Below are 25,087 nucleotides of genomic sequence, written 5' to 3'. Positions count from 1 at the left end.
TGCTTCAGGTTGTGAAACAACCTAACACCTAGATATTTCATGTTGTCAAGTAAATCGTTAGACTGCCGCCATGACCCCCCACACCTCCGCCGGTACCCGCAGATCCGGCAACGACCCCGTGACGCGGGAAGTCGTCGAACTGATCGGCACCGTCGTCGCGCGCTACCACGAGGAGTACGAACTGGCCGCGGCCGACCACTCGCTGACCGGCGCCCAGGCCCGCGTCCTCGCACTCCTCGCCCGCGAACCGACACCCATGCGCCAGGTGGCGCGCCAGCTCAAGTGCGAACCGTCGAACGTCACCGGGATCGTGGACCGCCTCGAGTCACGCGGCCTCGCGGTACGCCGCGCGGACCAGGCGGACCGCCGCGTGAAGCTCGCCGCGGCCACCGAGGAAGGCATCGACCTGGCCGAGAGGCTCCGGGAAGCGCTCGACTTCGCCCGCGAACCCCTGGCAGGCCTGACGCCGGACGAACGCACGGTGCTGCGCGACCTGTTGCAGCGCATGCTGGGCGACAAGAGGCCCGAGGAGGACTGAACCGGGGGCCCGGCGAAGCGCCCGGTTCCTCTCCGCGCGGATCAGCCCTCGAAAGCGGGCTGCGGCAGCCCCTGCCCGACGCCGGGAAGCACCAGCACAGAACCCGCGAGCGGAGCGGATGCGGGATCGGCCCCCACGCTCGCGGTCGTCACATACAGATCCCGCAGATCCGGGCCGCCGAAGGCGCACGCCGTGGGACGCCGGACGGGCACCTCGACCGTGAGGTCCAGCCTGCCGTCGGGTGTGTAGCGTCGGACGGCACCGCCGTCCCAGAGGGCCACCCAGACGCAGCCGTCCGCGTCGACCGTCAGCCCGTCGGGATAGCCGGCGCCCTCCTCGATCTCGGCGAACGCCCGCCTCCCGGAGACGTCCGCCCCGGCCGCACCGGCGCCCCCGGGCACGTCGAAGACGTCGACGCGGCGCGTGGGAGTGTCGTTGTAGTACATCAGCGAACCGTCGGGGCTCCAGCCGATGCCGTTGCTGACCGTGACCTCCGGCAGCACCGTCACCGCGGTTCCGTCCCCGGTCACGCGCTTGAGATCGCCGCCGCCCACGTCCTCGCCGTACGCCATGCTGCCCGCCCACAGCGCGCCGTCCGGGGCGACCGCCGCGTCGTTGCCGCGCCGGCCGGGCACGGCCTCGCGGTGCAGCCACGAGAACGCGCCGTCCGGGCCGTAGAGCCCGACGCCGTCACGGAGGTTGACGACGAGACCGCCGCCGGCCCTCGGCTTCGCGGCCCCCACGTGCTGTTCGGTCGCCATGACCGTGCGGGTGCCGTCGGACGGATCGTAGGTGTGCACACGGGAGTTGAGGATGTCCACCCACACCAGGCGCTGCCGCGCAACGTCCCAGGCCGGCCCCTCCCCGAGCCGGGCCTGCGTCCGTACCGCCACCGCCACCGCCGGCCACTCGGGCACGCTGCTCAACTCCTTCTTCCGTACGGCCTTTTCGTCCGGCCCTCCGCATGGACTTCCCCACGGATTCCCTGCCGAGGTCCGCACACCCGTGCCGCCTGTGCGAACGTCTTCTCCGTACTACCCCGTCACCGGTGCCCGAGACGGCCCGACAGTTCCGCCGCGCCCTTGACCGCGAGTCCCTCCAGCTCGCCGCGGCGCTCGTCGCTCCAGCGGACGTTCGGCACCGAGATGCTCAGCGCGGCCACGACCTTCCCGCCCGAGTCCCGCACGGGAGCGGCCACACAGCTCACATCCGGATTGGACTCCTGCTGCTCGACGGCGACGCCGCGCTCGCGGACGTCCGCCAGCGCCTTCCGCAACTCCCGCGGCGAGGTGATGGAGTCGGGCGTCATGGCGACGAGCGGGCCCCCCTCCGCCAGGGTCGCCTCCAGCTCCTCCTCGGACAGCGAGGCGAGCAGCATCTTCCCCACGGACGTGCAGTGCGCGGGGAGGCGGCGGCCCGCGGCCGAGACCATGCGCACCGCGTGCGTGCTGTCGACCTTGGCGATGTAGATGACGTCGCGGCCCTCGAGGATGGCCACGTGCACGGTCTCGTCGCACGTGTCGGCGACGCTGCGCGCCACCCGCTGCCCCTCGGCGGCGAGGTCGAGCTGTTCCGCGTAGCGGCTGCCGAGCTGGTAGCCGCGCACGCCGAGCCGGTAGCGTCCCGGCTGGTCCGGCGGCTGTTCCAGATAGCTGCGGGCGGTGAGCGTCGTCACCAGTTCGTGCACCGTCGTACGGGGCAGCTGCAGCCTGCGTGTGATCTCCGGGGCGGAGAGGGTTCCCTCGCAGTCGAGGAAGAGCTCCAGCACGTCCAGGGCCCTGGTCACGGCCGGCACGAGGCGTCCCATGTCCCCCGCCCTCCCCTTGCTCGCTCTGCGTCGTGGTTCGAAATACCGACAACTGGTCGGCATCGCGAACAGCCTAGCCATGCCGCGACACCGCCGACAATGCCGGGGGCGACAATGCCGGGAGCCCTGCCGTCCTCAGCGGGCCCGGCCGCTCACGCGCCGGCACCGGATGCTGCTAGGCGGACTTCCGCGCCCTGGCGGTCTTCTTCGCGGAGGTCTTCGCCGTGCTCTTCCCCGCGCTTTTCGCCGTGCTCTTCGCGGTGCCCTTCGCGGCGCTCCGGTCCCTGCCCCTGGGAGCGGCGGCCTTCTTCGCACCGGTGGCCTTCTTCGCCGTGCCCGACGTCCGCTTGGCAGGGGTGGCCTTCTTCGCGGCGGGCCTCGCCGCGGTCTTCGACGCCGTGCCCTTCGACGCCGCGGCCTTCGACGCCGTCTTCTTCGCCGGCGCGGACGCCTTCTTCGCCGCTGCCGCCCGCTTCCCGCCCGAGGCCTTCTTCGCCGGGCCCGACGCCCGCTTCGCGGCCGCGGTCCTCCCCCCACCGGAGGGCTTCTTCGCGCCCCGCTGCTTCGACAGCTCGTGCACCGTCGCGTCCGGGGACACCGCTTCCCCGCCCTCTCCGCGGGACTGCCGGGCCGCCTGCACGCTGCTCTCCAGCACGGCCATGAGGTCCACGACCTGACCCTTGCCGGGCGCCGCGACCGCCTCCTCGCCCAGCGCGGAGGTGTCCACGCCCTCGACCTTGGCGGCAACGAGCTCCTCCACGGCTTCCCTGTACTCGTCGTGCAGCTCCGCCCAGTCCAGCTCCCCCAGCGTCTCCATCAGGGTGTCGGCGAGATCGAGCTCCGCATCGCGGATCGTGACGTCCTCCTCCGGCGCGACGCCGCTCACGGAGCGGATCTCGTCCGGCCAGAGCATGGTGTGCAGCGCGATCACGTCCTCGTACACACGCAGCATCCCCAGGCTCTCCCGCCCCCGCATCGCCAGCTTGCCGACGGCCACCTTGCCCGAGCGCTTCAGCGCCTCCCGCAGCAGCGCGTACGGCTTGGTCGCGGAACGGCCGTCCCCCGCGAGGTAGTACGAGCGGTCGAGCTGGATCGGATCCACGTCCTCGGCGGGGACGAAGCCGAGGATCTCCACGGTCTTCGCCGTCGGCAGCGGCAGCGCCGCCAGGTCGGTGTCCGTCAGCTGCACCGTCGTGCCGTCACCGGTCTCGAATCCCTTGCCGATCTCCTCACGGGGCACCTCCCGCTCCTCCAGTTCGCACACCTTCCGGTAGCGGATGCGCCCGCCGTCGGACGTGTGCACCTGGTGGAAGGAGACGCTGTGGTTCTCGGTGGCCGAAACCACCTTGATCGGTATGGAGACCAGCCCGAAGGAAATGGACCCTTTCCAGATGGATCGCATGGTTCGTCCCTTCTGTGGGACTCTCAGGGTATGCCGTACACGGAGGTCGAGGGCCGCCGTCTCGCTCTCAGCAATCTCGACAAGGTGCTCTATCCGGCCACCGGATTCACCAAGGGTGAGGCACTGCACTATTACGTGACCGTCGTGGACGCGCTTCTCCCGCACCTGCGGGGGCGTCCCGTCTCCTTCCTGCGGTATCCCGACGGTGTGGACGCCGCAGCCTTCTTCGCCAAGAACGTGCCGCCCGGCGCCCCCGACTGGGTGACCGTCCGCGAGATCACCGAGGTCAGCAGCACGCCGCTGCACCAGGTACTGATCCACGACCTCGCCACCCTCGTGTGGGCGGCGAACCTCGCCGGGCTGGAGCTGCACACCCCTCAGTGGCGCGTCGAACACGAGGCACGGGCGGACCGGCTCGTCTTCGACCTCGACCCCGGCCCGGGAGCCGGTGTCCTCGAGTGCCGCACCGTCGCGCTGTGGCTGCGGGAGCGGCTGGCGTCGGACGACATCACTGTGCTCCCGAAGACCTCCGGCGGCAAGGGGCTGCATCTGCTGGCACCGGTGGAGGTCACCCCGTCCTCGTCCGTCTCCGCGTACGCGAAGAAGATCGCCCTCGAGGCGGAGGCGGCCATGCCCGACCTGGCACTCAGCAAGATGGCCCGGGCGCTGCGCCCCGGCAAGGTCTTCGTCGACCACTCGCAGAACGCCGCCGCCAAGACCACCGCCGCCCCCTACACCCTCCGCGCCAAGCAGCAGCCCAGCGTCTCCGCCCCGCTGACGTGGGACGAGCTGACCGCCGCGAGGACCGCGGACGAACTCGTCTACCTCGCGGACCAGATGCCCCTGCGGCTGGAGAACCACGGGGACCTGATGGCGCCGCTCCTGGACCCCGCTCTCGTCCGGCCGCTTCCCCGCTCCTGAGCGGCGCCTCGCAGCCGGCCGCAGGACTCGCACCCCACCGGCCGCCCGCACACGACGGACCGTCCGCAGGGCCTCACGCCGGGCACGCGCACCGCACCACACGCACGCGGTGGGTGCTCCGGAACATGTTCCGGAGCACCCACCGCGCTCTCTTCCGTCTTCCTTACGGGCTACTTGCTGCCGGAGCCCCAGTCGTCGCCCGCGGGCGTCCTGTTGTCGCGGAGCGAGCGAACCCGCTCGTTGACCGCCTCCGGCAGCCGGTGCCCGACCTTCTCCGTCATGATCCCCGCCGCTTTCGACGCGGCCTCACGGCCGGTCTGCGCCGCGCTCTCGGTGGCGTTGCGCACCGCTGGATTCTCTGCCAGTCGCTGTGCCGTCAGCCGCAGCCGCTCGTAGCGCTCGCGGCCGGCACGCGTACCGAACACGTACCCGACGGCCAGTCCAGCGACGAACGTGAGCCGGTAGCGCATGGCTCCACCCTTCTCTCGGATCTATCGGTTCATCGGTTACCCGGTGACGCGAGGACGAACCGATACCGATTTCGGAGTACCCCCTGGCATGCGCTAATGTATGCCCGCGGCCGAGGAACGCGGCCCATGACCAAGTGGGCGCGTCCGACAGCGCATTCCCGTGTAGCTCAATCGGCAGAGCAGCCGGCTGTTAACCGGCAGGTTACTGGTTCGAGTCCAGTCGCGGGAGCAACCGAAAGAGCCCTCCCCGGGGGGCTCTTTTTCTGTGCCGGGCAAGTCTGTTGGGCAGAGCGGGAACCGGTCACGCGGTGCTCGCAGTCCTCCCTCCCGTACGGCACCACCCGGCAGGGGCGGGAGATCGTATGAGCAGCTATGCTGCGGCAGACGCGGCGCGCACACATGTGCGTGACCCGGCGAACGGGGCGGTAGCTCAGCCGGTTAGAGCAGCGGACTCATAATCCGTCGGCCGTGGGTTCGAGTCCCACCCGCCCCACCAGCGTGTCCTTGCAGGCGCCTCTCTGCGTGCCCCTGGCCGGCGGATTCCTCGCCGGCCAGGGCTTTTTGTGCCTGCTGACTCCTGGCCGGTGCGGGGCGGGCCGGGGCGGGGACGCGGAGGGCGGGGCGATGGCACCGGGCTGGTGATCCTGATCCTGCGAGGAGGGCCTCGGCCACTGCCTCGCGGGTCCGGTCGGCGCCGGAGCCCACGACGCCGGTGACGCGGACGCCGCCTCCGCGGCCACGGCGCTGCCGTGGCGGTGGAGCCGGCGTCGAGGGAGGCGGCCAGTTCGCCATGGCGCGCCCGGAGTTGCCCGTGGGTGGCGCGTGGTTCGGCGAGCACCGTCCGGTCCCGCGCAGTGTGGCCCTGACGCCCCAGGTGGACGAAGGCAGGCAGTGAAGGCCGCAGGACAGCGCGGCGCCGCCGGCAAGGGCACCGGATTCCGGCGGCGTCTCCTCCCCGGGGCTACGAGGTGACCAGTCTGAATACGGGGTAGATCCGCGGCTCGACGTTGGGGGCTCCCAGCTCGCGCAGCAGCGGCAGGACGACCGCCGCGAAGGCCTGGTAGGCCTCCTCGGACTCCCACACGTCCACGACGATGAAGCCGCCCGGCGTGGGCGCGGCGACGTGCGAGATGAGTCCGGGCACGGGCCAGTCGCCCAGCTTGTCGGCGACCTTGTTCATGCCGGTGATCCCCCGGGAGACCTGCTCGTACAGCCCACGGGTCATACCGAGACTGTCGAAGATCACGATCACTGCCATGCTCGGCTCCATCGGGCGGTGTGCAGGGTCCAGGTCCAGTCGACCAGCTTGTCGCCCGCCTCGCGTCCTGGCGTGAGCTGTACGGACCGGGAGGCGCCTCCGCCGGGGTTCGGGGGGTGGGTGCAGCAGGTACCGCCCGTCGACCGGGACCTGCACGACGCGGCCCGGCGTTGCCTCCGGACCGCATCTCCGGGGGTCCGCGATGCCTCCGCCGGCCGTCGCAGTGGGTTCACGGACGCTCAGCCCGCGGTCACGCCCGTTCCGCCGCGGGAGCGCGGTAGCGGCGGCGGACCGGGCGTGACGCACGTACCGCCCCTCCCCCCCTCAACACCCTCGCGTCACCACCGGAGTTCGGGCCCCACCGCCACTTTGTCAATGAGAGTTGACAACGCCATGCTGTCACCCTAGGTTGACAGCATGGCCGCATCGGACGCACGTGAAGCAGTGGACACAGCCGAGGCCGCACTCAACAGCGATCCCCGCGTCGGGCTGCGGGCCGTCGCGGCGCTGAGGCGGCTGACCGAGCGCCTGGAGGTGCTCCAGGTCGACAGTGCCCGCGCCCAGGGCTGGTCCTGGGACGAGATCGGGGCCGCGCTGGGCGTGAGCCGGCAGGCCGTACACAAAAAGCACGCGAGGAGGTAGACGGCGATGTTCGAACGTTTCAGCCGGCAGGCACGGCAGGTCGTCGTGGGGGCCCAGGAGGAAGCACGCGGCCTCGGCCACGACTGGATCGGCACAGAGCATTTGCTCCTGGCCGCCCTGCGCCTGCCCGAACAGCCGGGGGCCGCGACCCTCGTACGGCTGGGGGTCAGCGCCGAGAGCTGCCGCGCCGCGGTCGCGAGTGTCGTCGGAGGCACGGGGGACGACGCACTGGGGCCGCAGGACGCCGAAGCGCTCAAGGCGTTCGGCATCGACCTGGACGAGATCCGGCGGCGTGCAGAAAACGCCTTCGGAGACGGCGCGTTGGACACCCCGGCTCACGACCCGGAGGCGAGGGCGCCGCGAAAGAGCCGCTTCTCGCGGCGCGTTCGGCCCGGCAGCGGAGGCAGCCTGGGCGTACCGGCGTCCGTTCCAGGGCCCTCGGGCCACATCCGCTTCACCGGCCGGGCGAAGAAGGCACTCGAACTGTCGCTGCGTGAGGCGATCGCACGCAGGGACCGCCGCATCGGCGTGGAACATCTCGTGCTGGCGCTCCTGCGCGGGGACGACAGGATCTCGCAGGGGATGTTCCGGCAGCTCGGCGTGGCACCGAAGGAGATGCGCGATCTCGTCCTTGCGGATCTGCGCCCGGCGGCGTGAGACCCGCACCGCGCGGCAGCCCCCGTTCCCAACAGGGCGCGCGACGCACGCTGTTGAGCCCCGTTCGCACGATCACGCGGCAGCCGTACAACCCCGCGGCCGCTCCGGGTGTCTTTCCAGGTGCCGGATTCTTCGGGCAACAGACCACAAGATTCCCTTGTCCTGAAGAATCATTCTTTGCATGACAAGAGGGGGAACAATGCGCATTCGCTACAACAAGACCGCGATCGCCGCCCTGACCTGCGCGATGCTCGCGGTCCCCGCGGGAGCCGCCTACGCAGGCAGCGGGCCCGCACCCAAGCCGTCCGAGCGGAGCGCCGCCGAGTCCACGGCACCCTCCGCCAAGGGCAACCCGGAGAGCAGGAGGGCCGAGGCGGCGGGGGTCTGCGACGACGCGTACCAGATCGGCACCACCGGGTACGTCAAGCGCAGCGGCGTCACCATCGCCTCGGTCAAGCAGTTCTACTCGCCGGAGTGCCAGGAGAACTACGGCTACGTGTGGGTCTGGGACAGCTTCCGCAAGACCGCCGGCGACTACGACGTGACGGCGGCCGTCTACAGCTACTCGCAGGACGAGGTGCTCGGCGGCAGGGCCTGGACGAACACCACCCAGCAGGAGTTCTGGTCCTACGGCATGGACACGGTGTCCGAGTGCACCGCGGCGGTGGGGTCCGTCCGCAAGGCGGGCGACCCGCTGCCCAACAACGGCGCCTCGTCGAAGCGTTGCTGAGGCCGCAGGGCTGACCGGGAAGTGGCGGGGCTCCCCGTACGGATCGCCGTACGGGGAGCCTTCGTCCGTCCGGTCCGCCTGAGGGCGGCACGGGGCCGTCAGACCGCCGACGCCATCCGCCGCACCGCCTCCTCCAGGTTCTCCGGCGACGTCGCGATGTTGAGCCGCGCGTATCCAGCACCGCCCGTGCCGAACGCCGGTCCGGGGATGAGCGCCACACGCCCCCGTTCCAGGAACGCCGCCGCCGGGTCGTCGCCGAGGCCCAGCGCGCGGCAGTCCAGCCACGCGAGGAACGTCCCCTCGTGCGAGCGGTAGCCCACCTCCGGCAGGTGCTCCTTCAGCAGCCCGGCGAGCAGGCTGCGGTTCTCGTCCAGTCCGGCGAGCAGCGCCGCCAGCCAGGCGTCGCCGTGCCGCAGCGCCGCGACGTGCCCGATGACGCCGAGATGGCTGGGTCCGTGGCTGACCTCCTCCGGCATCAGCGCCAGTTCGGCGGCAGCCTCCTCGCCGGCGACCGCCATGGCCGCCTTCAGCCCGGCCAGGTTCCACGCCTTGGAGGCCGACAGGAGCGAGAAGGCCCGCTCCGTCCCCGGCACCGACAGATACGGGGTGTGGCGGGCGCCGGGCAGCGCCAGCGGGGCGTGGATCTCGTCGGCGACGACGCGCACACCGCTGCCGTCCGCCAGCTCCGTCACCGCCGCCAGCTCCTCGGCGGTGTGGACAGTGCCCGTCGGATTGTGAGGGCTGCACAGCAGGTAGGCGGCCGCGCCCGTGCCGTCGGAGCCCGTACGGAATGCCTCGGCGAGGGTGTCCATGTCCAGGCGGCCCTCCGCGGTCAGCGGCGCCTCCACCACGCGGCGGTCCATGTGCGAGACGAACTGGTAGAAGGGCGGATATACGGGCGAGTTGACGACCACGGCGTCACCGGGCTCCGTGATCAGCTTCAGCACCTCGACGACCCCGGCCATGACGTCGGGCACGATCGCCGCGCGCTCCGGCGGCACTCGCCATCCCCAGTGCCGCTCGGCGAAGCCGTCGAGTGCCTCCCTGTAGGGCTCCCCCATCGCATAGCCGGTGTCCCCCGCGTCGACCGCCGCGTGCAGCGCGTCGGCGACGGGAGGGGCCAACGGCACATCCATCTCCGCGATCCACATCGGCAGCACGTCGGCGGGGTGCACACGCCACTTCGCGCTCGTACGGCGGCTCAGCTCCTCCCGGGAGCACTGCCGCAGCGGGTTGCTCACATAGGTCTCCACGCCACCACGCTAGGCGGCATCCGCGCATCTGAGCAGACCGCGCGGGGGCCGGGCCGCGGGGGCCGAGGGCGGCAGCCGGGCGCCACGCCGCGTAGTGCATCATTCCGGCATGGGGATAGTCGCCGGTCTGGAGAGCTCAGCCGAGTACACACGCATCGTCGTCTGCGACGTGGATTCCGGTGCCGTGGTGAAACAGGGTTACGCCGAGCACCCCGCGGAGCGCGACGACCCCCAGTCGTGGCTGCTGTCCCTGGGCCGGGCCGCCAGCTCCGGGCAGTTCTCCGACGTGGAGGCCATCGGAGTCTCCGGCCAGCAGCAGGGCCTCATAGCGCTCGACTCGGCGGGCAATCCCGTCCGGTCGGCCCTCCTCGGCCACGACAGGCGGATGCAGCCCGCGGCCGCCGACCTCGTCGACGCGCTGGGCGGCCGCCACGCGTGGGCGGAGGCCGTCGGCTCCGTGCCGGAAGCCGGTCATCCCGTCTCCAAGCTGCGGTGGCTCGCACGCAGCGAGCCCGACAACGCGGCCAGGGTCGCCGAAGTGCTCCAGCCCCACGACTGGCTGGTGTGGCAGCTGATGGCACGGCCCTCGCGGCGCACGACGGACCGCGGGGAGGCGTCGGGCACCGGCTACTGGTCGGCGGCCCTGGAGAGCTACCGGCCCGATCTCGCCGAACTCGCGCTCGGCCACCGGATTTCGCTGCCCGAGGTCATCGGCCCCGCCGAGCCCGCCGGGCGCACCCCGGAGGGGCTGCTGATCTCCGCAGGAACGGGCGACACCATGGCCGCGGCCCTCGGGCTGGGACTGGGACCGGGGGACGCCGTGATCTCCCTCGGCGCCTCGGGTTCGGTCTGCGCCGTGCACCACGAGGCGCTCGCCGATCCGAGCGGCATCATCACGTCGTACGCGGACGGCACGGGCCTGCACATGCCAGCGGTGCGCACCCTCAACGCGACGCGTGTGCTGCGCGGTGCCGCCGAGTTCCTGGGCACCGACGTCGCGGGCGTCTCGGAGCTGGCGCAGGCGTCGAGCCCCGGTGCGTACGGGCTCGTTCTGCTGCCGTACCTGGCGGGCGAGCACACGCCGCATCTCCCGCACACCGCAGGATCGCTGCACGGTCTGCGGCTGGAGAGCATGAAGCCGGAGCACCTGGCGCGGGCGGCCGTCGAAGGGATGCTGTGCGGGCTCGCCGACGCGCTGGACGTGCTGCGCAACAGAGGCGTTCAGGTGCGAAGACTCTTCCTGCTGGGGCCGGCCGCGGGCCTGCCCGCCGTGTACACGGCAGCCCCGGCGATCTTCGGCACACAGGTCGTGGTGCCCCGGCCGGGCAACTATGCCGCGATCGGTGCGGCACGGCAGGCGGCCTGGGCCCTCAGGGGCGGTTCGCATCCGCCGCTGTGGCCGGCCCCCGAGTGCGAGGTGTTCGACCCCGGCGAGGACCTGGCCGCCGGGCAGGCGGTACGGCAGCAGTTCGTGACCGTGCGCGAGGATGTCCACCCCGGCGCCTTCGGCGCATGACAGGTGCGCGGAGCGGATTCAGCCGGCAGCGATCACCCGGGGCTTTGCCCGGAGTCGGCGGGCGCGCGGCGGAGAGCGCCCCGAAAATAGGAATACGCGGCACTCGGTCCGCGAGTAGTGTCGACCGCCGCTTTCGCGCGCCGACGAAGTTCTTTTTCCGTACGGGGGACCTTGTGCTGATACGCCTGCTCCGTGAGCATCTGCGCCCCTACCGGCGCCCGGTGACCGCTCTGGTGCTGCTCCAGCTGCTGCAGACGTCCGCCACTCTCTACCTCCCCACGCTCAACGCCGACATCATCGACAACGGTGTCGTGATCGGGGACACCGGCAACATCCTCGGCTACGGCGCCGTCATGCTCGCCGTCTCCTTCGCGCAGGTGGTGTGCAACATCGGGGCGGTGCTCCTCGCGGCGCGCACCGCGTCCTCGGCCGGCAGGGACATCAGGGCGAGGGTCTTCGACCGCGTGCAGAGGTTCTCCTCGCGCGAGGTGGGGCACTTCGGCGCCCCGTCCCTGATCACCCGCACGACCAACGACGTCCAGCAGGTGCAGATGCTGGTGCTGACGACCTTCACGCTGATGGTCTCGGCGCCGGTCATGTGCGTCGGCGGCGTCATCATGGCGCTGGACCAGGACGTGCCGCTCTCGTCGGTACTGGTGGGCGTCGTACCGGTGCTGGCCTTGCTGGTGGGCCTGATCGTGCGCCGGATGCGTCCCCTCTTCCGCACCATGCAGGGCCGGCTCGACGGTGTGAACAGGGTGCTGCGGGAGCAGATCGGCGGCATCCGCGTCATCCGGGCCTTCGTCAAGGACGAGTACGAGCGGCGGCGCTTCCACGAGCACAACAGCGGTCTGACGGACGTGCAGCTGCGCGCCGGACGGCTGATGGCCCTGATGTTCCCGACCGTGATGACCGTCGTGAACGTCTCCAGCGTCGCCGTGGTCTGGTTCGGCGCGCACCGCATCGACAGCGGCGGGATGCAGATCGGCGCGCTCACGGCGTTCCTGGCGTACCTGATGCAGATCGTGATGTCCGTGATGATGGCCACCTTCATGTTCATGATGGTTCCGCGTGCGGAAGTGTGCGCGGAGCGCATCACGGAGGTCCTCAGCACCTCTTCGAGCGTGGTTCCGCCCACGGCGCCCGTACGGGAGCTGCGCCGCCGGGGCGTGCTGGAGCTGCGCGGAGCCGGCTTCCGCTACCCCGGGGCGGAGGCCCCCGTCCTCCACGGCATCGACCTCGTGGCACGTCCGGGCGAGACGACGGCGGTGATCGGCTCCACGGGCAGCGGCAAGTCGACTCTTCTGAGCCTGGTGCCGCGCCTGTTCGACGCCACCGGGGGCTCCGTAGTCGTCGGCGGCGAGGACGTGCGCAACCTCGACCCGGAGCTGCTGGCCGGGACGGTGGGGCTGGTGCCGCAGCATCCGTACCTGTTCTCCGGGACGGTCGCCTCGAACCTGCGCTACGGACGTCCCGACGCGAGCGACGAGGAGTTGTGGGAGGCGCTGGAGACCGCGCAGGCACGCGAGTTCGTCGCTGCCATGGACGGCGGGCTCCACGCGCCGATCGGGCAGGGCGGCAACAACGTCTCCGGCGGCCAGCGTCAACGCCTAGCCATCGCACGGGTGTTGGTGCACCAGCCGGAGATCTACCTCTTCGACGACTCCTTCTCCGCCCTCGACTACGCGACCGACGCGGCGCTGCGCGCCGCCCTCACTCTGCGCACGGCGGACGCGACGGTCCTCATCGTCGCCCAGCGGGTCTCCACGATCCGCGACGCGGACCGCATCGTCGTCCTGGAGGAGGGACGGGTCGCCGGCTCCGGCCGGCACCACGAGCTGATGGCGGACAACGAGACCTACCGGGAGATCGTCCTGTCCCAGCTGACCGAACAGGAGGCGGCGTGAGCGGCCCCGCACGGATGCTCGGCGGCGGCGCACCGCCCCGGCGCTCCACCGACTTCCGCGGATCGGCGAAACGCCTGCTGGGGCAGTTCCGGCCCGAACGGGCCACACTCACCGGCATGGTGGCCTTCGGACTGGCCGGCGTGGGGCTCAGCGTCCTCGGTCCGAAGATCCTCGGAGACGCCACCGACCTGATCTTCGCGGGCTTCATCGGGAAGCAGCTGCCCGACGGGGCGAGCCGCGAGCAGGTCCTGGACCGCATGCGCGGCGAAGGGGACACCGGCGTCGCCGACATGCTCTCGGGCACGGCCTTCACGCCGGGCAGGGGCATCGACTTCGGCGCCCTCGGCGACGTGCTGCTGCTGGTGCTCGCGGTGTACGCGGCGGCAGGGCTGATGATGCTCGTCAGCGGGCGCCTGTCGGTCCGGGCGATCAACCACACGGTCTTCCGGCTGCGGGAGCAGGTGGAGGCGAAGCTGTCGCGGCTGCCGCTGTCGTACTTCGACAGGCAGACCCGTGGCGAGGTCCTCAGCCGCGTGACGAACGACATCGACAACATCGGTCAGACCCTGCAGCAGACCCTGGGCCAGATCGTCAACTCCGTGCTCACCGTGGCGGGTGTGCTGGTGATGATGTTCTGGATCTCACCGCTGCTGGCGCTCGTCGCCCTGGTGACCGTGCCGCTGTCGCTGCTGGTGGCGACGCGGCTGGGCAAGCGTGCACAGCCGCAGTTCGTACGGCAGTGGTCGGAGACGGGCAAGCTGAACGCGCACGTCGAGGAGATGTACACCGGGCACACGCTGGTGAAGGTCTTCGGGCGGCAGGAGGAGTCCGCCGCGGCCTTCCGGGAGCACAACGAGGCGCTGCACAGGGCGAGTTACAAGGCGCAGTTCGTCAGCGGCATCATGCAGCCGGCGATGATGTTCGTCGCGAACCTCAACTACGTGCTGGTGGCCGTCGTCGGCGGTCTGCGAGTCGCCTCGGGCGTGCTGTCGATCGGCGACGTGCAGGCGTTCGTGCAGTATTCGCGGCAGTTCACCCAGCCCCTCAACCAGGTCGCCTCCATGGCCAACATGGTGCAGTCCGGGGTCGCGTCCGCGGAGCGCGTCTTCGAGGTCCTCGACGCGGACGAGCAGTCGCCCGAGCCGGAGCACCCGGCCCGTCCCCCGCAGGTGCGCGGCCGTGTCGAACTGGACCGCGTCTCCTTCCGCTACGACGCGGACCGCCCCCTCATCGAGGATCTGTCGCTCACCGTGGAGCCGGGGAGCACCGTCGCCATCGTGGGGCCGACGGGAGCCGGCAAGACCACGCTGGTCAACCTGCTGCTGCGCTTCTACGAGACGCGCGGCGGCCGGATCCTGCTGGACGGCACGGACACGGCCGGGATGAACCGTGAGGAACTGCGCTCCCGCATCGGCATGGTCCTCCAGGACGCATGGCTCTTCGGCGGCACCATCGCGGAGAACATCAGCTACGGGGCGCAGAACGCGAGCCGCGAGCAGGTCGAGGAGGCAGCGCGCGCGGCACACGCCGACCGTTTCATCCGCACCCTTCCCGACGGCTACGACACGGTCCTGGACGAGGACGGCACCGGCGTCAGCGCCGGCGAGAAGCAGCTGATCACCATCGCCCGTGCCTTCCTCTGCGACCCGGTCATCCTCGTCCTGGACGAGGCGACCAGTTCCGTCGACACCCGCACCGAGGTGCTCATCCAGCAGGCCATGGCGCGGCTGGCGCACGGCCGCACCAGCTTCGTCATCGCCCACCGCCTCTCCACCATCAGGGATGCCGACGTGATCCTGGTGATGGAGGACGGGTCGATCGTGGAGCAGGGTTCGCACGGCGAGCTGCTGGCGGCGGACGGCGCCTACGCCCGCCTGTACCGGTCGCAGTTCGCGGCCGCCGTCGCGGAGGTCGACTGAGGGCCGCCGGAGGCGGGGCGGCGGGCCCCGCGGTGGGCCCCGCGGTGGGCGTTCGGTCCGGGCAGCTGTCAGTCGAGGTAGCCGCGCAACTGGTCGGCGAAGGCGTGGTCGCGGAGCTTGGTGAGGGTCTTGGACTCGATCTGCCGTATGCGCTCCCTCGTGACGCCGAAGAGGACGCCGATCTCCTCGAGGGTGCGCGGCCGCCCGTCGTCGAGCCCGTAGCGCAGCTGGACGACCTTGCGTTCGCGCTCGCCGAGGGTCGAGAGCACCGCTTCGAGATGTTCGCGCAGCAGGAGGAAGGCGGCGGACTCCACCGGTGAGGGGGCGTCGCCGTCCTCGATGAGGTCGCCGAAGTTGACGTCCTCCTCCTCGCCGACGGGCGCGTGCAGCGACACCGGTTCCTGTGCGAGGCGCAGCACTTCGGTGACGCGTTCACCGGTGAGACCGAGATGTGCGCCGACCTCGTCCGGCGTGGGCTCCTCGCCCCGCTCCTGGAGCAGCCTCCGCTGGACGCGCACGACGCGGTTGATCAACTCGACGACGTGCACGGGCACCCGGATGGTGCGGGCCTGGTCCGCCAGGGCGCGGGACATCGCCTGCCGGATCCACCAGGTCGCGTACGTCGAGAACTTGTAGCCGCGGGCGTAGTCGAACTTCTCGACCGCCCGTATCAGCCCCAGGTTGCCCTCCTGGACCAGGTCGAGCATGGTCAGTCCGCGTCCGATGTACCGCTTCGCGACGGAGACGACGAGGCGCAGGTTCGCCTCGATGAGGCGCCGCTTGGCGATTCTGCCCATGACGACGAGCTGGTCCAGTTCGTGCGCGAGACGTCCGTCGGGGTGGGTGGCCGGATCGGCGAGCTTCTGCTCGGCGAAGAGGCCGGCCTCGACGCGGCGGGCGAGTTCGACCTCGTCGGCGGCGGACAGCAGCGGGATGCGTCCGATCTCGCGCAGATACTGCCGGAAGAGGTCGGCGGAGGCGCCGCCGCCCGCGGACTCCCGCTTCTCCTGGACGGCCGGGGCCTCGGCCTCGGGTTCCGCGGACGGCGGGTCCGGCGCGGCGGGGGCGGTGTGCGCGGCCGGCCCGTCACCCGGAGGCGGCCAGTCCGGAGGCGGGACGGGCGGAGCTTCGGGAGCGGGAGCGTGGGCGGCGGGCCGGGTTGGAGCCGTCGGGGCGGCCGGAGGAGCCGCGCTGGTCAGGGTCCGGGTCTGCACGGGGGCGACCTCCAGTGTGCTCGCTGCCGGTACGGGGGGAGGCGTACATGCTGTTCGGATCCGAGGGACTCTCCGGCAGCGCGGCCGGCGCACGCCCCGTTCCGAGGACTCAAGCACCGCCCACCAGTGTGGGGTACGACACACTCCGGTCACGAGGGTCGTGCGCCCAGTTTCTGGAATGGGCGGTGACTTGTTCGCATACGTACCGTCACGGCCGGCGCGACCGTCGCAGGAGGGAAGGCTGCGAGGCGCAGGGAGGGAGGCGGGGGCGCAGCCGCGGACCGCACGGGCCGGAGGGGCCGGAAGGGCCGGAAGGGCCGGAAGGGCCGGAAGGGCCGGCCGCCGCCGGCAACCCGGGAGAGGCCGGCGGGCCGGCGGCACCCGGGGCGGGTCAGAGCGCCGCCGCGCCCCGCTCCTTGAGGGAGCGGCCGTACTGCGTGAGCGTCCAGATCTCCTGGCGCACGGCCGCCGAACGTTCGTCGTCGCGCTGGGCCTCCAGGCGCCGGGCGCTGCTTTCGAGGTCGGCGATGCGGGCGTTGACGGCTGCGAGGCGCACGGCGACGAGCTGCATCCCCGCGTACATCTCGTCCGGTTCGCGCCCGCGGGCGCTGCGCAGCGGCTCGACGACCAGCTCGTGCACGAGGGCCCGCACCGTGTCGTCCGGCGCGGCGGCACGCACCCTGGCGACGAATTCGTCGTCGGCGCCGGTCACGCCTCCGGCGGCCTCGACGGCCCTGCGGACGGCCGCGTAGGGCGGGGCGGTGAACTCGTCCGTCTCGTAGGCGTCGAATGCCGGCGCCACCAACTCCGGGCGCTGCAGGGCGAGTTTGAGCAGTTCACGCTCGACACGGTGGGCCGGGCTGCGCAGGTTCAGCGCGGGGCCGCCTCCGCGGGCCGCCACGGACGGCGCCGCCGCCCCCGCGCCGGGGCCGGCGGGCCCCGGGCCGGGCCCCCGCGTGCCCGCACGGCCCGCCGGCGGGCCGTGCGCGCGCCGCCGGGCCAGCTGGCCGAGGCGCCGCACCACGAACTGCGTGTCGAGGATGCCGAGGAGCCCGGCGAGGCGCACGGCGTACTCGTGCTGGATCGAGGGGTCCTTGATCTGTGCGACGACGGGCGCGGCCTGCTCCAGCGCGGCCGAACGGCCCTCCGCCGTATCGAGGTTGTGCTGCTCGACGATCGAGCGGATCGCGAACTCGAAGAGCGGGGAGCGGTCTTCGACGACCTTCGCCACGGCCTCGTCGCCCTCGGCGATCCTCAGCTCGCAGGGGTCCATGCCCTGCGGTGTGATCGCGATGGAGGTGCGGGCGGCGAACTTCTGGTCGTCCTCGAACGCGCGCAGCGCCGCCTTCTGCCCGGCGGCGTCCCCGTCGAAGGTGAAGATGACCTCCGAGCCCGAGTTGTCCATCAGAAGCCGGCGGAGGATCTTGATGTGGCCCTCGCCGAAGGCCGTGCCGCTGGTGGCGATCGCCGTCGTGACGCCGGCGAGGTGGCACGCCATGACGTCCGTGTAGCCCTCGACGACGACCGCGCGGTTGCCCTTGGCGATGTCCTTCTTGGCGAGGTCGATGCCGTAGAGCACCTGGGACTTGTGGTAGATCGCCGTCTCGGGGGTGTTGAGGTACTTCGGCCCGTTGTCGTCGTCGCGCAGCTTGCGGGCCCCGAAGCCGACGACGTCGCCGGTGATGTCGCGGATGGGCCACATCAGCCGGCCCCGGAACCGGTCGATGGGGCGGCCGTTGCGGGCCTCCTGCGCGAGCCCGGACGCGGTCAGCTCCCGGTCGGAGAAGCCCTTGCCGCGCAGGAACCGCACCAGGTGGTCCCAGCCTGCCGGGGAGTAGCCGATGCCGAAGTGCTCCGCGGCGGCCTGGTCGAAGCCGCGCTCGGTCAGGAAGCGGCGGCCCGGCTCGGCCTCGGCGCCCTGAAGCTGCTCGGCGTAGAACTGCGCCGCCACTTTGTGCGCCTCGACGAGGCGGGTGCGCTCGCCCTGCTGGCTGGCGCGGCCGTACCCGCCCTCCTCGTACCGCAGTGTGATGCCCGCCTGGCCTGCGAGGCGTTCGACGGCCTCGGAGAAGGAGAGGTGGTCGACCCGCATCACGAAGTCGAGGGTGTCGCCGCCCTCCTGGCAGCCGAAGCAGTGGAAGAGGCCCTTGGCCGGACTGACGTGGAACGAGGGCGACTTCTCGTCGTGAAAGGGACACAGGCCCTTCATGTTGCCGCCGCCGGCGTTGCGCAGCTGGAGATACTCGGAGACCACGGTGTCGATGGGGACCGCCCCCCGCACCGCCTTCACGTCCTCGTCGTTGATCCTTCCCGCCACACGGTGAATTGTACGGCGGGCCGCCGACACCCCCGCCCGCCCAAGGGGTGCCGCGGCGCAGCGCGGTAGGGGTCACCGCTCCCGGCAAGCGCGGCGGCGCCGTGCTCCTCCTCCCTTGCCCGTGGAGGCTCACGGGCGACCGGAGACCGCCTGGGCGACGGCGAACATCAGGTCCTCACGACCGGGACGGCAGATCATCTGAAGCCCTGCGGGCAGCCCGCCGACGGTGGCCGCGGGCACCGTAAGAGCGGGCAGCCCGAGAAGATTCCACGGGCTGGTCAGCGCGAGGAGCGCCGAACGGACCCCGACCCGCTCCCCGCCGACGACGGCGGTGCGCTGCCCGAGGCGTGGTGCCGTCAGCGGAGTCGTCGGCAGCGCCAATACGTCGTGGTGCGCCAGGAGTCGGTTCACCGACCGTCCGATGCGCTCGCGGGCGGCGAGGGCCCTTTCGTGGCGCCGTGCGGTTGTACGGGCCGCCCCGCGGAGCCGGTCAAGCACCTCGGAGCCGAACAGTCCAGGGCTCGTCGCCATGCGTTCGGCGTGGACGGCGTAGGCCTCCCTGTCCTGGATCGCGAAGAACGCCTCGTTCATCTCCGACGCCTCACCGAAGGCGACATCCTCCACCGCTGCGGTGGCCCCGATGGCCGCGAGGCAGGCACGGACCAGGCGGCCGACATCCGGATCGGTGGGGAAGAGCCCCTCGGGCGGCAGCCAACCGACGTGCGCCGTACGGTGGTGCACGCCGGGCTCGGGGGGTGATTCGGTCAGGGCGCGGTGCGCGAGAAGGCAGTCCCTCGGTGTGCGGGCCAGCACACCGACGTGATCGAGCGACGGGGCCAGCGGAAAGACACCGTCGGTGGGGATGTCGCCGTAAGCGGGCTTGAACCCGGCCACCCCGCACAGCGCGGCCGGTATGCGGACCGAACCTCCGGTGTCCGTGCCGAGAGCCATCGGCACCATGCCCGCCGCGACCGCCACCGCGCTTCCTCCGCTGGAGCCGCCCGACATCCTCGTGGGGTCGTGCGGATTGCGCGAAGCACCGTTCAAGGACCGGTCGCCGGTCGGCCCGTAGGCGAACTCATGCGTGGTGGTCTTGCCCACGACGACCGCACCGGCCGCGCGCAGACGCCGTACGCACTCGGCATCCGACGACGGGACATGCCCGGCGAAGTGTGCGGAACCCATGGTGGTGCGCAGCCCAGCGGTGTCGACGACGTCCTTGACGGCCGCCGGGATGCCGTGGAGCCGGCCGCGGTCGCGCCCCGTGGCCAGCTCCGCGTCTGCGATCCGGGCGGCGCGCAGCGCGCCGCCCGGATCGAGCGTCACAAAGGCGTTCAGCTGTCCGTCGAGGCGCCGGACGGTCCGCAGCGAGTGCTCGGTGAGCTCCACGGACGTCACCTCACCGGCACGCAGCCGTGCGGCAAGGGCCTCGACCGTATGGCCGGGGCCGGTGAAGAACCCGGCCCCGCCCTCCTCCTCCGTCGTCTCCGGCTCTTCGCTCATGAGGTGGTGAACCCGGGGAGCAGGGCCAGCAGCGGCACGAACGTGGCACAGCACACCGTCATGGAGACGACGTTGCCGATGAAGGGGTGGAAGTGCGCCGGCATCCGGTTGCCGATGGCCGCCGCGAGCGGTGGAGCCGCCACCGCTCCGAACACGGCGCCGACGACGACCGACTGCACGCTGCCGCCGTAGGCGAGCACTGTCGCGGGAGCCACCGAGACGACCGGAACGAAGGACGGATACCAGCCGGCCTTGCTCCAGCCGGAGCGCCACAGCACCACCGCCACCGCACCGGTGAGCACCTGTGAGGCGAGCACCTGCGGCCACAGTCCGCCCGCGGCGGGCAGCATCGGGTTGAGGAGGAAGGCGAACAGCGTGCCCAACAGCAGGCCGACGCTCGCCCACTCGTTGCCGTAGAACTGCGCCTCCGAGAAGTCCGCGAGTACGCGGCGGGCGACCCAGACGGGCCCCTGACGTTCCCCCGCATGCTCTGCTGCGGGGGCCGGTGAGTCCTTCTCCCGCTCGGGACGCGGCTCCTCCGGCTCCCGCTCGGGACGCGGCTCCTCGGCCGCGAGCGGGCGCGGCATCCAGGGCAGCACCCGGCAGACGGCGAAGCCGATGAGCGCGCTCGCCCACATCCCCGTCGTCGCTCCGACCACTCCCGGAAGGCCCAGCGGAACGCAGACGTAGTTCACGGCGAGCAGGGCGACGGGGGTGGTCAGCAGTACGCCGAGCGCGGCACCCGTAAGGCTCACAGCCCAGCCCGCGCCGTAGACGAGGACGACGGCAGGCGGCACCGAGACGAACGGTGCGAACGTCGGTTGCCATGCCCCTGTTGCGGGCACGGTCCAGCCCCAGGCGAGGTTGCTGGCGATCATTCCCATGGCCGCGCTGCCCGCGCCCCAGGGCCAGAGCCCGGTGCCATAGCTGATGGCGAACCCCTGCCACCGGCCGCCCTTGCGGCGCTGCTGGATGCAATGGGCAAGCCAGGCACCGAGGATCATTCCGAGGCCGGACAGTTCGGTCTTGGCGTACTCGGACTCGGTGCCGTCGGCGACGATCCAGCGCAGGAACGAGCCGATGCGGTAGTAGCCACCGATCCAGTCCCCGTAGTCGGGCAGCACGGAGGGCAGCGAGGGCCGCAGGGCCGAGAGCCCGTAGGCGACGAGGGCGGTGGCACCGGCGATCACAGCGGCGGTGAGCCAGAGCCGCCCGCTGCCCGGGCGGGGCGGCGCGGTGGGGACGTCGGGTATCGCTGTGGTCCTGTCGGCAGGACGCGTGTCTTCCATCGGGTTGCGCCTCTCAGCGGGGAAGGGCCGGGGAGAGCCGGTATCCGAGCATGCCGTCGTACAGGTCCGTGCGACGGTCGCGGAGCAGATCGTTGAGCTGGTTCCAGACCGGTGCGCTGCGGGGTGCGGAGAGGTCGACGTCCGCGTACAGCACCGTCTCCTCCTCCGGACCGGCGACCCTTCCGATGGGCCAGCCGTTGGTTCCGGCGATCAGCGATCAACCCAGGAACTTCGCGTCGCCCTCGGTGCCGATGCGGTCGGCCGCCGCGATGAAGACGTTGTTGACGTGCGCGGCAGTCATGGTGAGGTATGTGGCCATGCACTTGCCGGACTCGTCGAAGAGCGGGGGCGGGGTGAAGACCCAGTTGTTGGGGCTGCAGATGATGTCCGCGCCCTGCTGAGCGAGGAGGCGGGGAACCTCGGGGAACCAGATGTCCCAGCAGATCAGCATTCCGATCCGGCCGATCGTGGTCTCGAAGACCGGGAAGCCCTCGTCGCCGGGCGTGAACCAGAGCTTCTCCTGGTTCCAGAGGTGTGTCTTGCGGTAGCGCCCGATGTAGCCGTCCGGCCCGATCAGGGCGGCTGTGTCAAACAGCCGCATGCCCTCGCGTTCCGCCACACCGCCGACGAGGTGTACGCCGCGTTCGCGGCAGAAGGACTCCCACGCGCGGACGGTGGGGCCGGAGGGTACTTCCTCGGCGTGCGCGTAGGCGTCGGCGCGGTCTTTGAACGTGTAGCCGCTGGTGGCCAGTTCGGGGAGGACGACGAGGTCGGCGCCTTCGTCGACCGACCGTCCGGCCAGTTCCAGGGCGCGGGCGGCATTGCGTTCGCGGTTGTCCAGGCCGACCTGAGGGTCGAACTGCACGGCGGCGATACGGACGGGGCTGATGCGCCCCTCGGTCTCCGGTGTGTGCTGCGTCAGGGCTGTCATCGCTGGCCTCTTCCGGCTCTGGTGGCGAGTTGATCGGACCGAGTTGAGGAGCCAATCGTTTGGGTGACGGGGCGCGCAAATGTTGAGCGAATTACCCAATCGTTTGGCTCAAACGTTTGGGGTATCATCAGCGCGACCAAGCCCGCGGTCAAGAGGCATCGCGTGACGTCTTGGATCCGACCGGGAGCGTGGAGGAGAAAGCGGGAGGTGGGGGTGGCCCGTAAGCGACCTGCGACACTGCGATCGATAGCCGACCAGCTCGGTCTGCATGTTTCCACGGTGTCCCGGGTGATCAACGGCGCGGTCGACGACGGGGCACGTGCCGCCTCGGGCGATACGGCGGAGCGCATCCGGCAGCTGGCCGCCGAGTTGGGTTACCGGCCCAATCCGCACGCCACCAGCCTGCGCACCCGGCGCAGCAACCTCATCGGCGTCCTGGTACCCCGGCTCTCCGACATCGTCCTCGCCATGATCTACGAAGGCATCGAGGAGGCCGCCACCGAGCGTGGCCTGTCCGCCTTCGTCACGAACACCCAGGATGATCCACAGACCCAGCGCACGCGGACGAAGATGGTGCTGGACCGCCGCGTGGACGGACTGATCTTCGGCGACGCCCATCTGGACGCGCGGTTCCTGGACGAGATCGCCGCACAGGACACACCGTTCGTGCTCGTCAGCCGGAGGGCGGGCGAACACCCCTCGGTGACCTGCGACGACTACCTCGGCGGCCGTCTCGTCGCGGATCATCTGCTCGCGTCGGGCCACGAGGAGGTCGCGGTCATCGCGGGCGAGCCGCACGCCAGCACGGGCGCCGACCGCACCAGAGGCTTCGCCGACCGCTACCGCGAGGCGGGGCTGGAGCTGCCGCCCGAGCACATCGTGCACTCCCACTTCGACACCGTCAGCGGCCACGCTGCGACGATGAAGCTGCTCGGCGCGGGCGGGCGGCGCCCGTCGGCGGTATTCGCCGTCAACGACTTCGCCGCGATCGGCGCCATGGGCGCCGTTCGCGACGTCGGACTGCGGGTGGGCGAGGAGGTCTGCGTCGTCGGCTTCAACGACACGCCTCTCGCGGCGCAACTGCCCGTCCCTTTGACCTCTGTTCACTCCCCCGTGCACGAAATGGGCCGCCGCGCGGTTGAGTTGCTGGCACGTCGCCTCGAGGGCGAGACGGTAGAGCCGGTGCGGCTGCCGCCGACGCTGATCGCGCGTGCGTCCAGCGGCGCGCCGGCCGCGTCTGACGACTGAGGCGGACGCGGCAGCCGGTCGCCAGTCGAGTACGGGGACGAGTCGGAGGCGGGCGCAGGCCGAGCACGAGCCCGGCGGAACCCGAGCCGGCTACCCCTTCGCTCCGTCCCCGGTCCCGCGGACGAGGTCGGTCAGCGGCACGCCCGCGTCGGCGAGCGCGTCCGGTGCGACGGGCGCCCCGGAGCGGATCAGGTCCTGGACGGCGGCGGTGACGTCCCAGACGTTCACGTTGAGGCCGGCCAGTACGCGGTTCTCGCGCAGCCAGAACGCGATGAACTCGCGCTTGGCGACGTCCCCGCGGCACACCACCTGGTCGTAGGTGCCGGGCGGCGCGTAGCCGGAGTACTCCATGCCCACGTCGTACTGGTCGGAGAAGAAGTAGGGCACCCGGTCGTAGACGACCTCGCGCCCCAGCATCGAACGTGCCGCGGCGGGACCGCTGTTGAGGGCGTTCGCCCAGTGCTCGACGCGCAGCCACTCCGCCCAGGGAGTCTCCCGAAGGGACGCGACGTCACCGGCCGCGTAGATGTCGGGGTCGGAGGTGCGCAGCGCGGAGTCCACGGCCACGCCCCCGCCGCGCCCTTCGGCCAGTTCCAGTCCCGCCGCCTCGGCCAGAGCGGTGCGGGGTGCGGCGCCGATGGCGGCGAGCACGTCGTGTGCGGGGTGCTCGTCGCCGTCGTCGGTCCGGACGGCCTGCACCATTCCGTCCGCTCCGACGATCTCCGACGGCCGCGCCCCGAAGTGGAAGCGCACGCCGTGCTCCTGGTGCAGGTCGGCGAAGAGCATGCCCATCTCGGGGCCGATCACGGAGTGCAGCGGCGTCGATTCGGGCTCGACGACGGTGACCTCCGCGCCGTACTCACGTGCGGCGGCCGCGACTTCGAGGCCGATCCAGCCGGCACCGGCGATGACGAGGTGCCCGTTCTCCTGGCCGAGCGCGGTCAGCCGGCCGCGCAGCCGGTCGGCGTGCGCGAGGCGGCGCAGGTGGTGCACGGAGGCGAGGGAGGTGCCGGGGATGTCCAGGCGGCGGGGTTCGGCGCCGGTGGCGAGCAGCAGCTTGTCGTAGTGGAGGCGGGTGCCGTCGCCGAGTTCCAGGCTCTTCCCGGCGCGGTCGAGGCGTACCACGGTCTGGCCCAGGTGGAGTTCGATGTCGGCACCGGCATACCAGGCGGGCTCGTGCACGAAGACGCTCTCGCGCTCGTCGGAGCCCGCGAGATACCCCTTGGACAGGGGCGGACGTTCGTAGGGGTGGTCGCGCTCGTCGCCGATCAGGATGACCCGGCCGGTGAAGCCTTCGGCTCGCAGGGCCTCGGCGGCCTTCGACCCGGCGAGCCCTCCGCCCACGATGACGAACGTCCGGTGTGCGTCGACCACTTGGTTCCTCCTCGCTGACCTGACCCCCGACGGAAACATCCACGTGCGAGCGTCCCGCATACAGCGGGCAGCGGGAAGAGGCCGCGGGCCGGGGGCGGGCACAACCGGACACGAACGGGCCACGCCCGCACGTCGGTTCGGGCGGCGGCGCTCGGGGCCGGACGGGCCGTGGCGGGGCGCGGCGGGGCGCG

Annotated in this window: 22 protein-coding genes and 2 tRNA genes; 11 read left to right on the top strand and 13 right to left on the bottom strand. The window is 71.4% G+C overall.

What is annotated here, in order from left to right; all coding sequences use genetic code 11:
• Nucleotides 1–70: 70 nt before the first annotated feature.
• A complete protein-coding gene (locus tag H180DRAFT_RS17315; RefSeq protein WP_055486980.1) occupies nt 71–538 on the top strand; it encodes a MarR family winged helix-turn-helix transcriptional regulator in 468 nt (155 codons plus the stop codon).
• Between the two features lie 41 nt (nt 539–579).
• On the opposite strand, the gene H180DRAFT_RS17310 is transcribed toward H180DRAFT_RS17315, so the two are convergent.
• From H180DRAFT_RS17310 to H180DRAFT_RS17300, 3 genes are all read right to left on the bottom strand, one after another.
• Nucleotides 580–1,455: an SMP-30/gluconolactonase/LRE family protein gene (locus tag H180DRAFT_RS17310; RefSeq protein ID WP_055486979.1), complete on the bottom strand. Its 876-nt coding sequence runs from the start codon at nt 1,453–1,455 to the stop codon at nt 580–582.
• A gap of 125 nt (nt 1,456–1,580) precedes the next feature.
• Entirely contained in the window at nt 1,581–2,345 is a 765-nt protein-coding gene (locus tag H180DRAFT_RS17305) for an IclR family transcriptional regulator (protein WP_055486978.1), read from the bottom strand.
• Between the two features lie 175 nt (nt 2,346–2,520).
• A complete protein-coding gene (locus H180DRAFT_RS17300) occupies nt 2,521–3,747 on the bottom strand; it encodes a non-homologous end joining protein Ku (RefSeq protein WP_055486977.1) in 1,227 nt (408 codons plus the stop codon).
• Between the two features lie 30 nt (nt 3,748–3,777).
• On the opposite strand from H180DRAFT_RS17300, the gene ligD reads away from it, so the two are divergent.
• A complete protein-coding gene (gene ligD, locus H180DRAFT_RS17295) occupies nt 3,778–4,668 on the top strand; it encodes a non-homologous end-joining DNA ligase (protein ID WP_055486976.1) in 891 nt (296 codons plus the stop codon).
• A gap of 170 nt (nt 4,669–4,838) precedes the next feature.
• Here the strand turns inward: ligD and H180DRAFT_RS17290 are convergent, their stop codons facing one another.
• A complete protein-coding gene (locus H180DRAFT_RS17290; RefSeq protein WP_055486975.1) occupies nt 4,839–5,138 on the bottom strand; it encodes a hypothetical protein in 300 nt (99 codons plus the stop codon).
• A gap of 156 nt (nt 5,139–5,294) precedes the next feature.
• Here H180DRAFT_RS17290 and H180DRAFT_RS17285 point away from each other — a divergent pair.
• Together H180DRAFT_RS17285 and H180DRAFT_RS17280 are read left to right on the top strand one after the other, a co-directional pair.
• Nucleotides 5,295–5,367, top strand: a tRNA-Asn gene (locus H180DRAFT_RS17285).
• Nucleotides 5,368–5,557: 190 nt separating this feature from the next.
• Nucleotides 5,558–5,634, top strand: a tRNA-Ile gene (locus H180DRAFT_RS17280).
• 465 nt (nt 5,635–6,099) lie between these two features.
• Here H180DRAFT_RS17280 and H180DRAFT_RS17275 read toward each other — a convergent pair.
• Complete coding sequence (locus tag H180DRAFT_RS17275; protein ID WP_055486974.1) at nt 6,100–6,396, bottom strand: antibiotic biosynthesis monooxygenase family protein; 297 nt, start codon at nt 6,394–6,396, stop codon at nt 6,100–6,102.
• A 417-nt stretch (nt 6,397–6,813) separates the two neighbouring features.
• On the opposite strand from H180DRAFT_RS17275, the gene H180DRAFT_RS17270 reads away from it, so the two are divergent.
• The 3 genes from H180DRAFT_RS17270 (at nt 6,814) to H180DRAFT_RS17260 (ending at nt 8,425) form a co-directional block, all read left to right on the top strand.
• Nucleotides 6,814–7,038: a hypothetical protein gene (locus H180DRAFT_RS17270; protein WP_055486973.1), complete on the top strand. Its 225-nt coding sequence runs from the start codon at nt 6,814–6,816 to the stop codon at nt 7,036–7,038.
• Nucleotides 7,039–7,044: 6 nt separating this feature from the next.
• The gene (locus H180DRAFT_RS17265) at nt 7,045–7,695 is read left to right on the top strand and encodes a Clp protease N-terminal domain-containing protein (RefSeq protein WP_055486972.1); all 651 of its coding nucleotides are present in this window, start codon (nt 7,045–7,047) and stop codon (nt 7,693–7,695) included.
• 199 nt (nt 7,696–7,894) lie between these two features.
• On the top strand, nt 7,895–8,425 hold the full coding sequence (locus tag H180DRAFT_RS17260) for a hypothetical protein (RefSeq protein WP_074466853.1): 531 nt from the start codon (nt 7,895–7,897) through the stop codon (nt 8,423–8,425).
• Nucleotides 8,426–8,523: 98 nt separating this feature from the next.
• On the opposite strand, the gene H180DRAFT_RS17255 is transcribed toward H180DRAFT_RS17260, so the two are convergent.
• Nucleotides 8,524–9,678, bottom strand: coding sequence for a MalY/PatB family protein (locus tag H180DRAFT_RS17255; RefSeq protein WP_254666054.1), 1,155 nt, complete (start codon nt 9,676–9,678; stop codon nt 8,524–8,526).
• A 109-nt stretch (nt 9,679–9,787) separates the two neighbouring features.
• Between H180DRAFT_RS17255 and H180DRAFT_RS17250 the strand changes: the two genes are divergently transcribed.
• The 3 genes from H180DRAFT_RS17250 to H180DRAFT_RS17240 all read left to right on the top strand — a co-directional run bounded on the left by H180DRAFT_RS17250 (nt 9,788) and on the right by H180DRAFT_RS17240 (nt 15,020).
• Nucleotides 9,788–11,194, top strand: coding sequence for an FGGY family carbohydrate kinase (locus tag H180DRAFT_RS17250; protein ID WP_055486970.1), 1,407 nt, complete (start codon nt 9,788–9,790; stop codon nt 11,192–11,194).
• Nucleotides 11,195–11,367: 173 nt separating this feature from the next.
• On the top strand, nt 11,368–13,101 hold the full coding sequence (locus H180DRAFT_RS17245; protein ID WP_055486969.1) for an ABC transporter ATP-binding protein: 1,734 nt from the start codon (nt 11,368–11,370) through the stop codon (nt 13,099–13,101).
• On the top strand, nt 13,098–15,020 hold the full coding sequence (locus H180DRAFT_RS17240) for an ABC transporter ATP-binding protein (protein WP_055486968.1): 1,923 nt from the start codon (nt 13,098–13,100) through the stop codon (nt 15,018–15,020). Before H180DRAFT_RS17245 ends, H180DRAFT_RS17240 begins: the two co-directional genes overlap by 4 nt.
• 68 nt (nt 15,021–15,088) lie before the next feature.
• Here the strand turns inward: H180DRAFT_RS17240 and H180DRAFT_RS17235 are convergent, their stop codons facing one another.
• The 6 genes from H180DRAFT_RS17235 to H180DRAFT_RS17215 form a co-directional block, all read right to left on the bottom strand.
• Nucleotides 15,089–16,294, bottom strand: coding sequence for an RNA polymerase sigma factor (locus tag H180DRAFT_RS17235; RefSeq protein ID WP_254666061.1), 1,206 nt, complete (start codon nt 16,292–16,294; stop codon nt 15,089–15,091).
• 331 nt (nt 16,295–16,625) lie between these two features.
• A complete protein-coding gene (gene dnaG, locus H180DRAFT_RS17230; protein ID WP_055486967.1) occupies nt 16,626–18,551 on the bottom strand; it encodes a DNA primase in 1,926 nt (641 codons plus the stop codon).
• Between the two features lie 129 nt (nt 18,552–18,680).
• Nucleotides 18,681–20,054, bottom strand: coding sequence for an amidase (locus H180DRAFT_RS17225; RefSeq protein WP_055486966.1), 1,374 nt, complete (start codon nt 20,052–20,054; stop codon nt 18,681–18,683).
• On the bottom strand, nt 20,051–21,343 hold the full coding sequence (locus H180DRAFT_RS17220; protein WP_199822498.1) for a hypothetical protein: 1,293 nt from the start codon (nt 21,341–21,343) through the stop codon (nt 20,051–20,053). Before H180DRAFT_RS17220 ends, H180DRAFT_RS17225 begins: the two co-directional genes overlap by 4 nt.
• 13 nt (nt 21,344–21,356) lie before the next feature.
• Complete coding sequence (locus H180DRAFT_RS30095; protein ID WP_199822497.1) at nt 21,357–21,497, bottom strand: hypothetical protein; 141 nt, start codon at nt 21,495–21,497, stop codon at nt 21,357–21,359.
• 63 nt (nt 21,498–21,560) lie between these two features.
• Complete coding sequence (locus tag H180DRAFT_RS17215) at nt 21,561–22,274, bottom strand: nitrilase family protein (protein ID WP_199822496.1); 714 nt, start codon at nt 22,272–22,274, stop codon at nt 21,561–21,563.
• 213 nt (nt 22,275–22,487) lie between these two features.
• On the opposite strand from H180DRAFT_RS17215, the gene H180DRAFT_RS17210 reads away from it, so the two are divergent.
• Complete coding sequence (locus H180DRAFT_RS17210) at nt 22,488–23,522, top strand: LacI family DNA-binding transcriptional regulator (protein ID WP_079100193.1); 1,035 nt, start codon at nt 22,488–22,490, stop codon at nt 23,520–23,522.
• 90 nt (nt 23,523–23,612) lie between these two features.
• Here H180DRAFT_RS17210 and H180DRAFT_RS17205 read toward each other — a convergent pair whose 3' ends face one another.
• Nucleotides 23,613–24,896 carry an NAD(P)/FAD-dependent oxidoreductase gene (locus tag H180DRAFT_RS17205; RefSeq protein WP_055486964.1) on the bottom strand — a complete coding sequence of 428 codons (1,284 nt, stop codon included), beginning with the start codon at nt 24,894–24,896 and terminating at the stop codon, nt 23,613–23,615.
• Between the last annotated feature and the right edge of the window lie 191 nt (nt 24,897–25,087).

The sequence above is a fragment of the Streptomyces sp. WMMB 322 genome (genome assembly GCF_900090145.1).
In the GTDB taxonomy this organism is placed as follows: domain Bacteria; phylum Actinomycetota; class Actinomycetes; order Streptomycetales; family Streptomycetaceae; genus Streptomyces.
This window is presented reverse-complemented; position numbering and strand designations above follow the sequence as displayed.

Excerpts from the sequence above, each read along its gene's own strand:
- H180DRAFT_RS17315 (WP_055486980.1), top strand. The coding sequence starts at position 71 with ATGACCCCCCACACCTCCGCCGGTACCCGCAGATCCGGCAACGACCCC.
- H180DRAFT_RS17305 (WP_055486978.1), bottom strand. The coding sequence starts at position 2,345 with ATGGGACGCCTCGTGCCGGCCGTGACCAGGGCCCTGGACGTGCTGGAG.
- H180DRAFT_RS17300 (WP_055486977.1), bottom strand. The coding sequence starts at position 3,747 with ATGCGATCCATCTGGAAAGGGTCCATTTCCTTCGGGCTGGTCTCCATA.
- ligD (WP_055486976.1), top strand. The coding sequence starts at position 3,778 with ATGCCGTACACGGAGGTCGAGGGCCGCCGTCTCGCTCTCAGCAATCTC.
- H180DRAFT_RS17290 (WP_055486975.1), bottom strand. The coding sequence starts at position 5,138 with ATGCGCTACCGGCTCACGTTCGTCGCTGGACTGGCCGTCGGGTACGTG.
- H180DRAFT_RS17275 (WP_055486974.1), bottom strand. The coding sequence starts at position 6,396 with ATGGCAGTGATCGTGATCTTCGACAGTCTCGGTATGACCCGTGGGCTG.
- H180DRAFT_RS17270 (WP_055486973.1), top strand. The coding sequence starts at position 6,814 with ATGGCCGCATCGGACGCACGTGAAGCAGTGGACACAGCCGAGGCCGCA.
- H180DRAFT_RS17265 (WP_055486972.1), top strand. The coding sequence starts at position 7,045 with ATGTTCGAACGTTTCAGCCGGCAGGCACGGCAGGTCGTCGTGGGGGCC.
- H180DRAFT_RS17260 (WP_074466853.1), top strand. The coding sequence starts at position 7,895 with ATGCGCATTCGCTACAACAAGACCGCGATCGCCGCCCTGACCTGCGCG.
- H180DRAFT_RS17250 (WP_055486970.1), top strand. The coding sequence starts at position 9,788 with ATGGGGATAGTCGCCGGTCTGGAGAGCTCAGCCGAGTACACACGCATC.
- H180DRAFT_RS17225 (WP_055486966.1), bottom strand. The coding sequence starts at position 20,054 with ATGAGCGAAGAGCCGGAGACGACGGAGGAGGAGGGCGGGGCCGGGTTC.
- H180DRAFT_RS17220 (WP_199822498.1), bottom strand. The coding sequence starts at position 21,343 with ATGGAAGACACGCGTCCTGCCGACAGGACCACAGCGATACCCGACGTC.
- H180DRAFT_RS17215 (WP_199822496.1), bottom strand. The coding sequence starts at position 22,274 with ATGACAGCCCTGACGCAGCACACACCGGAGACCGAGGGGCGCATCAGC.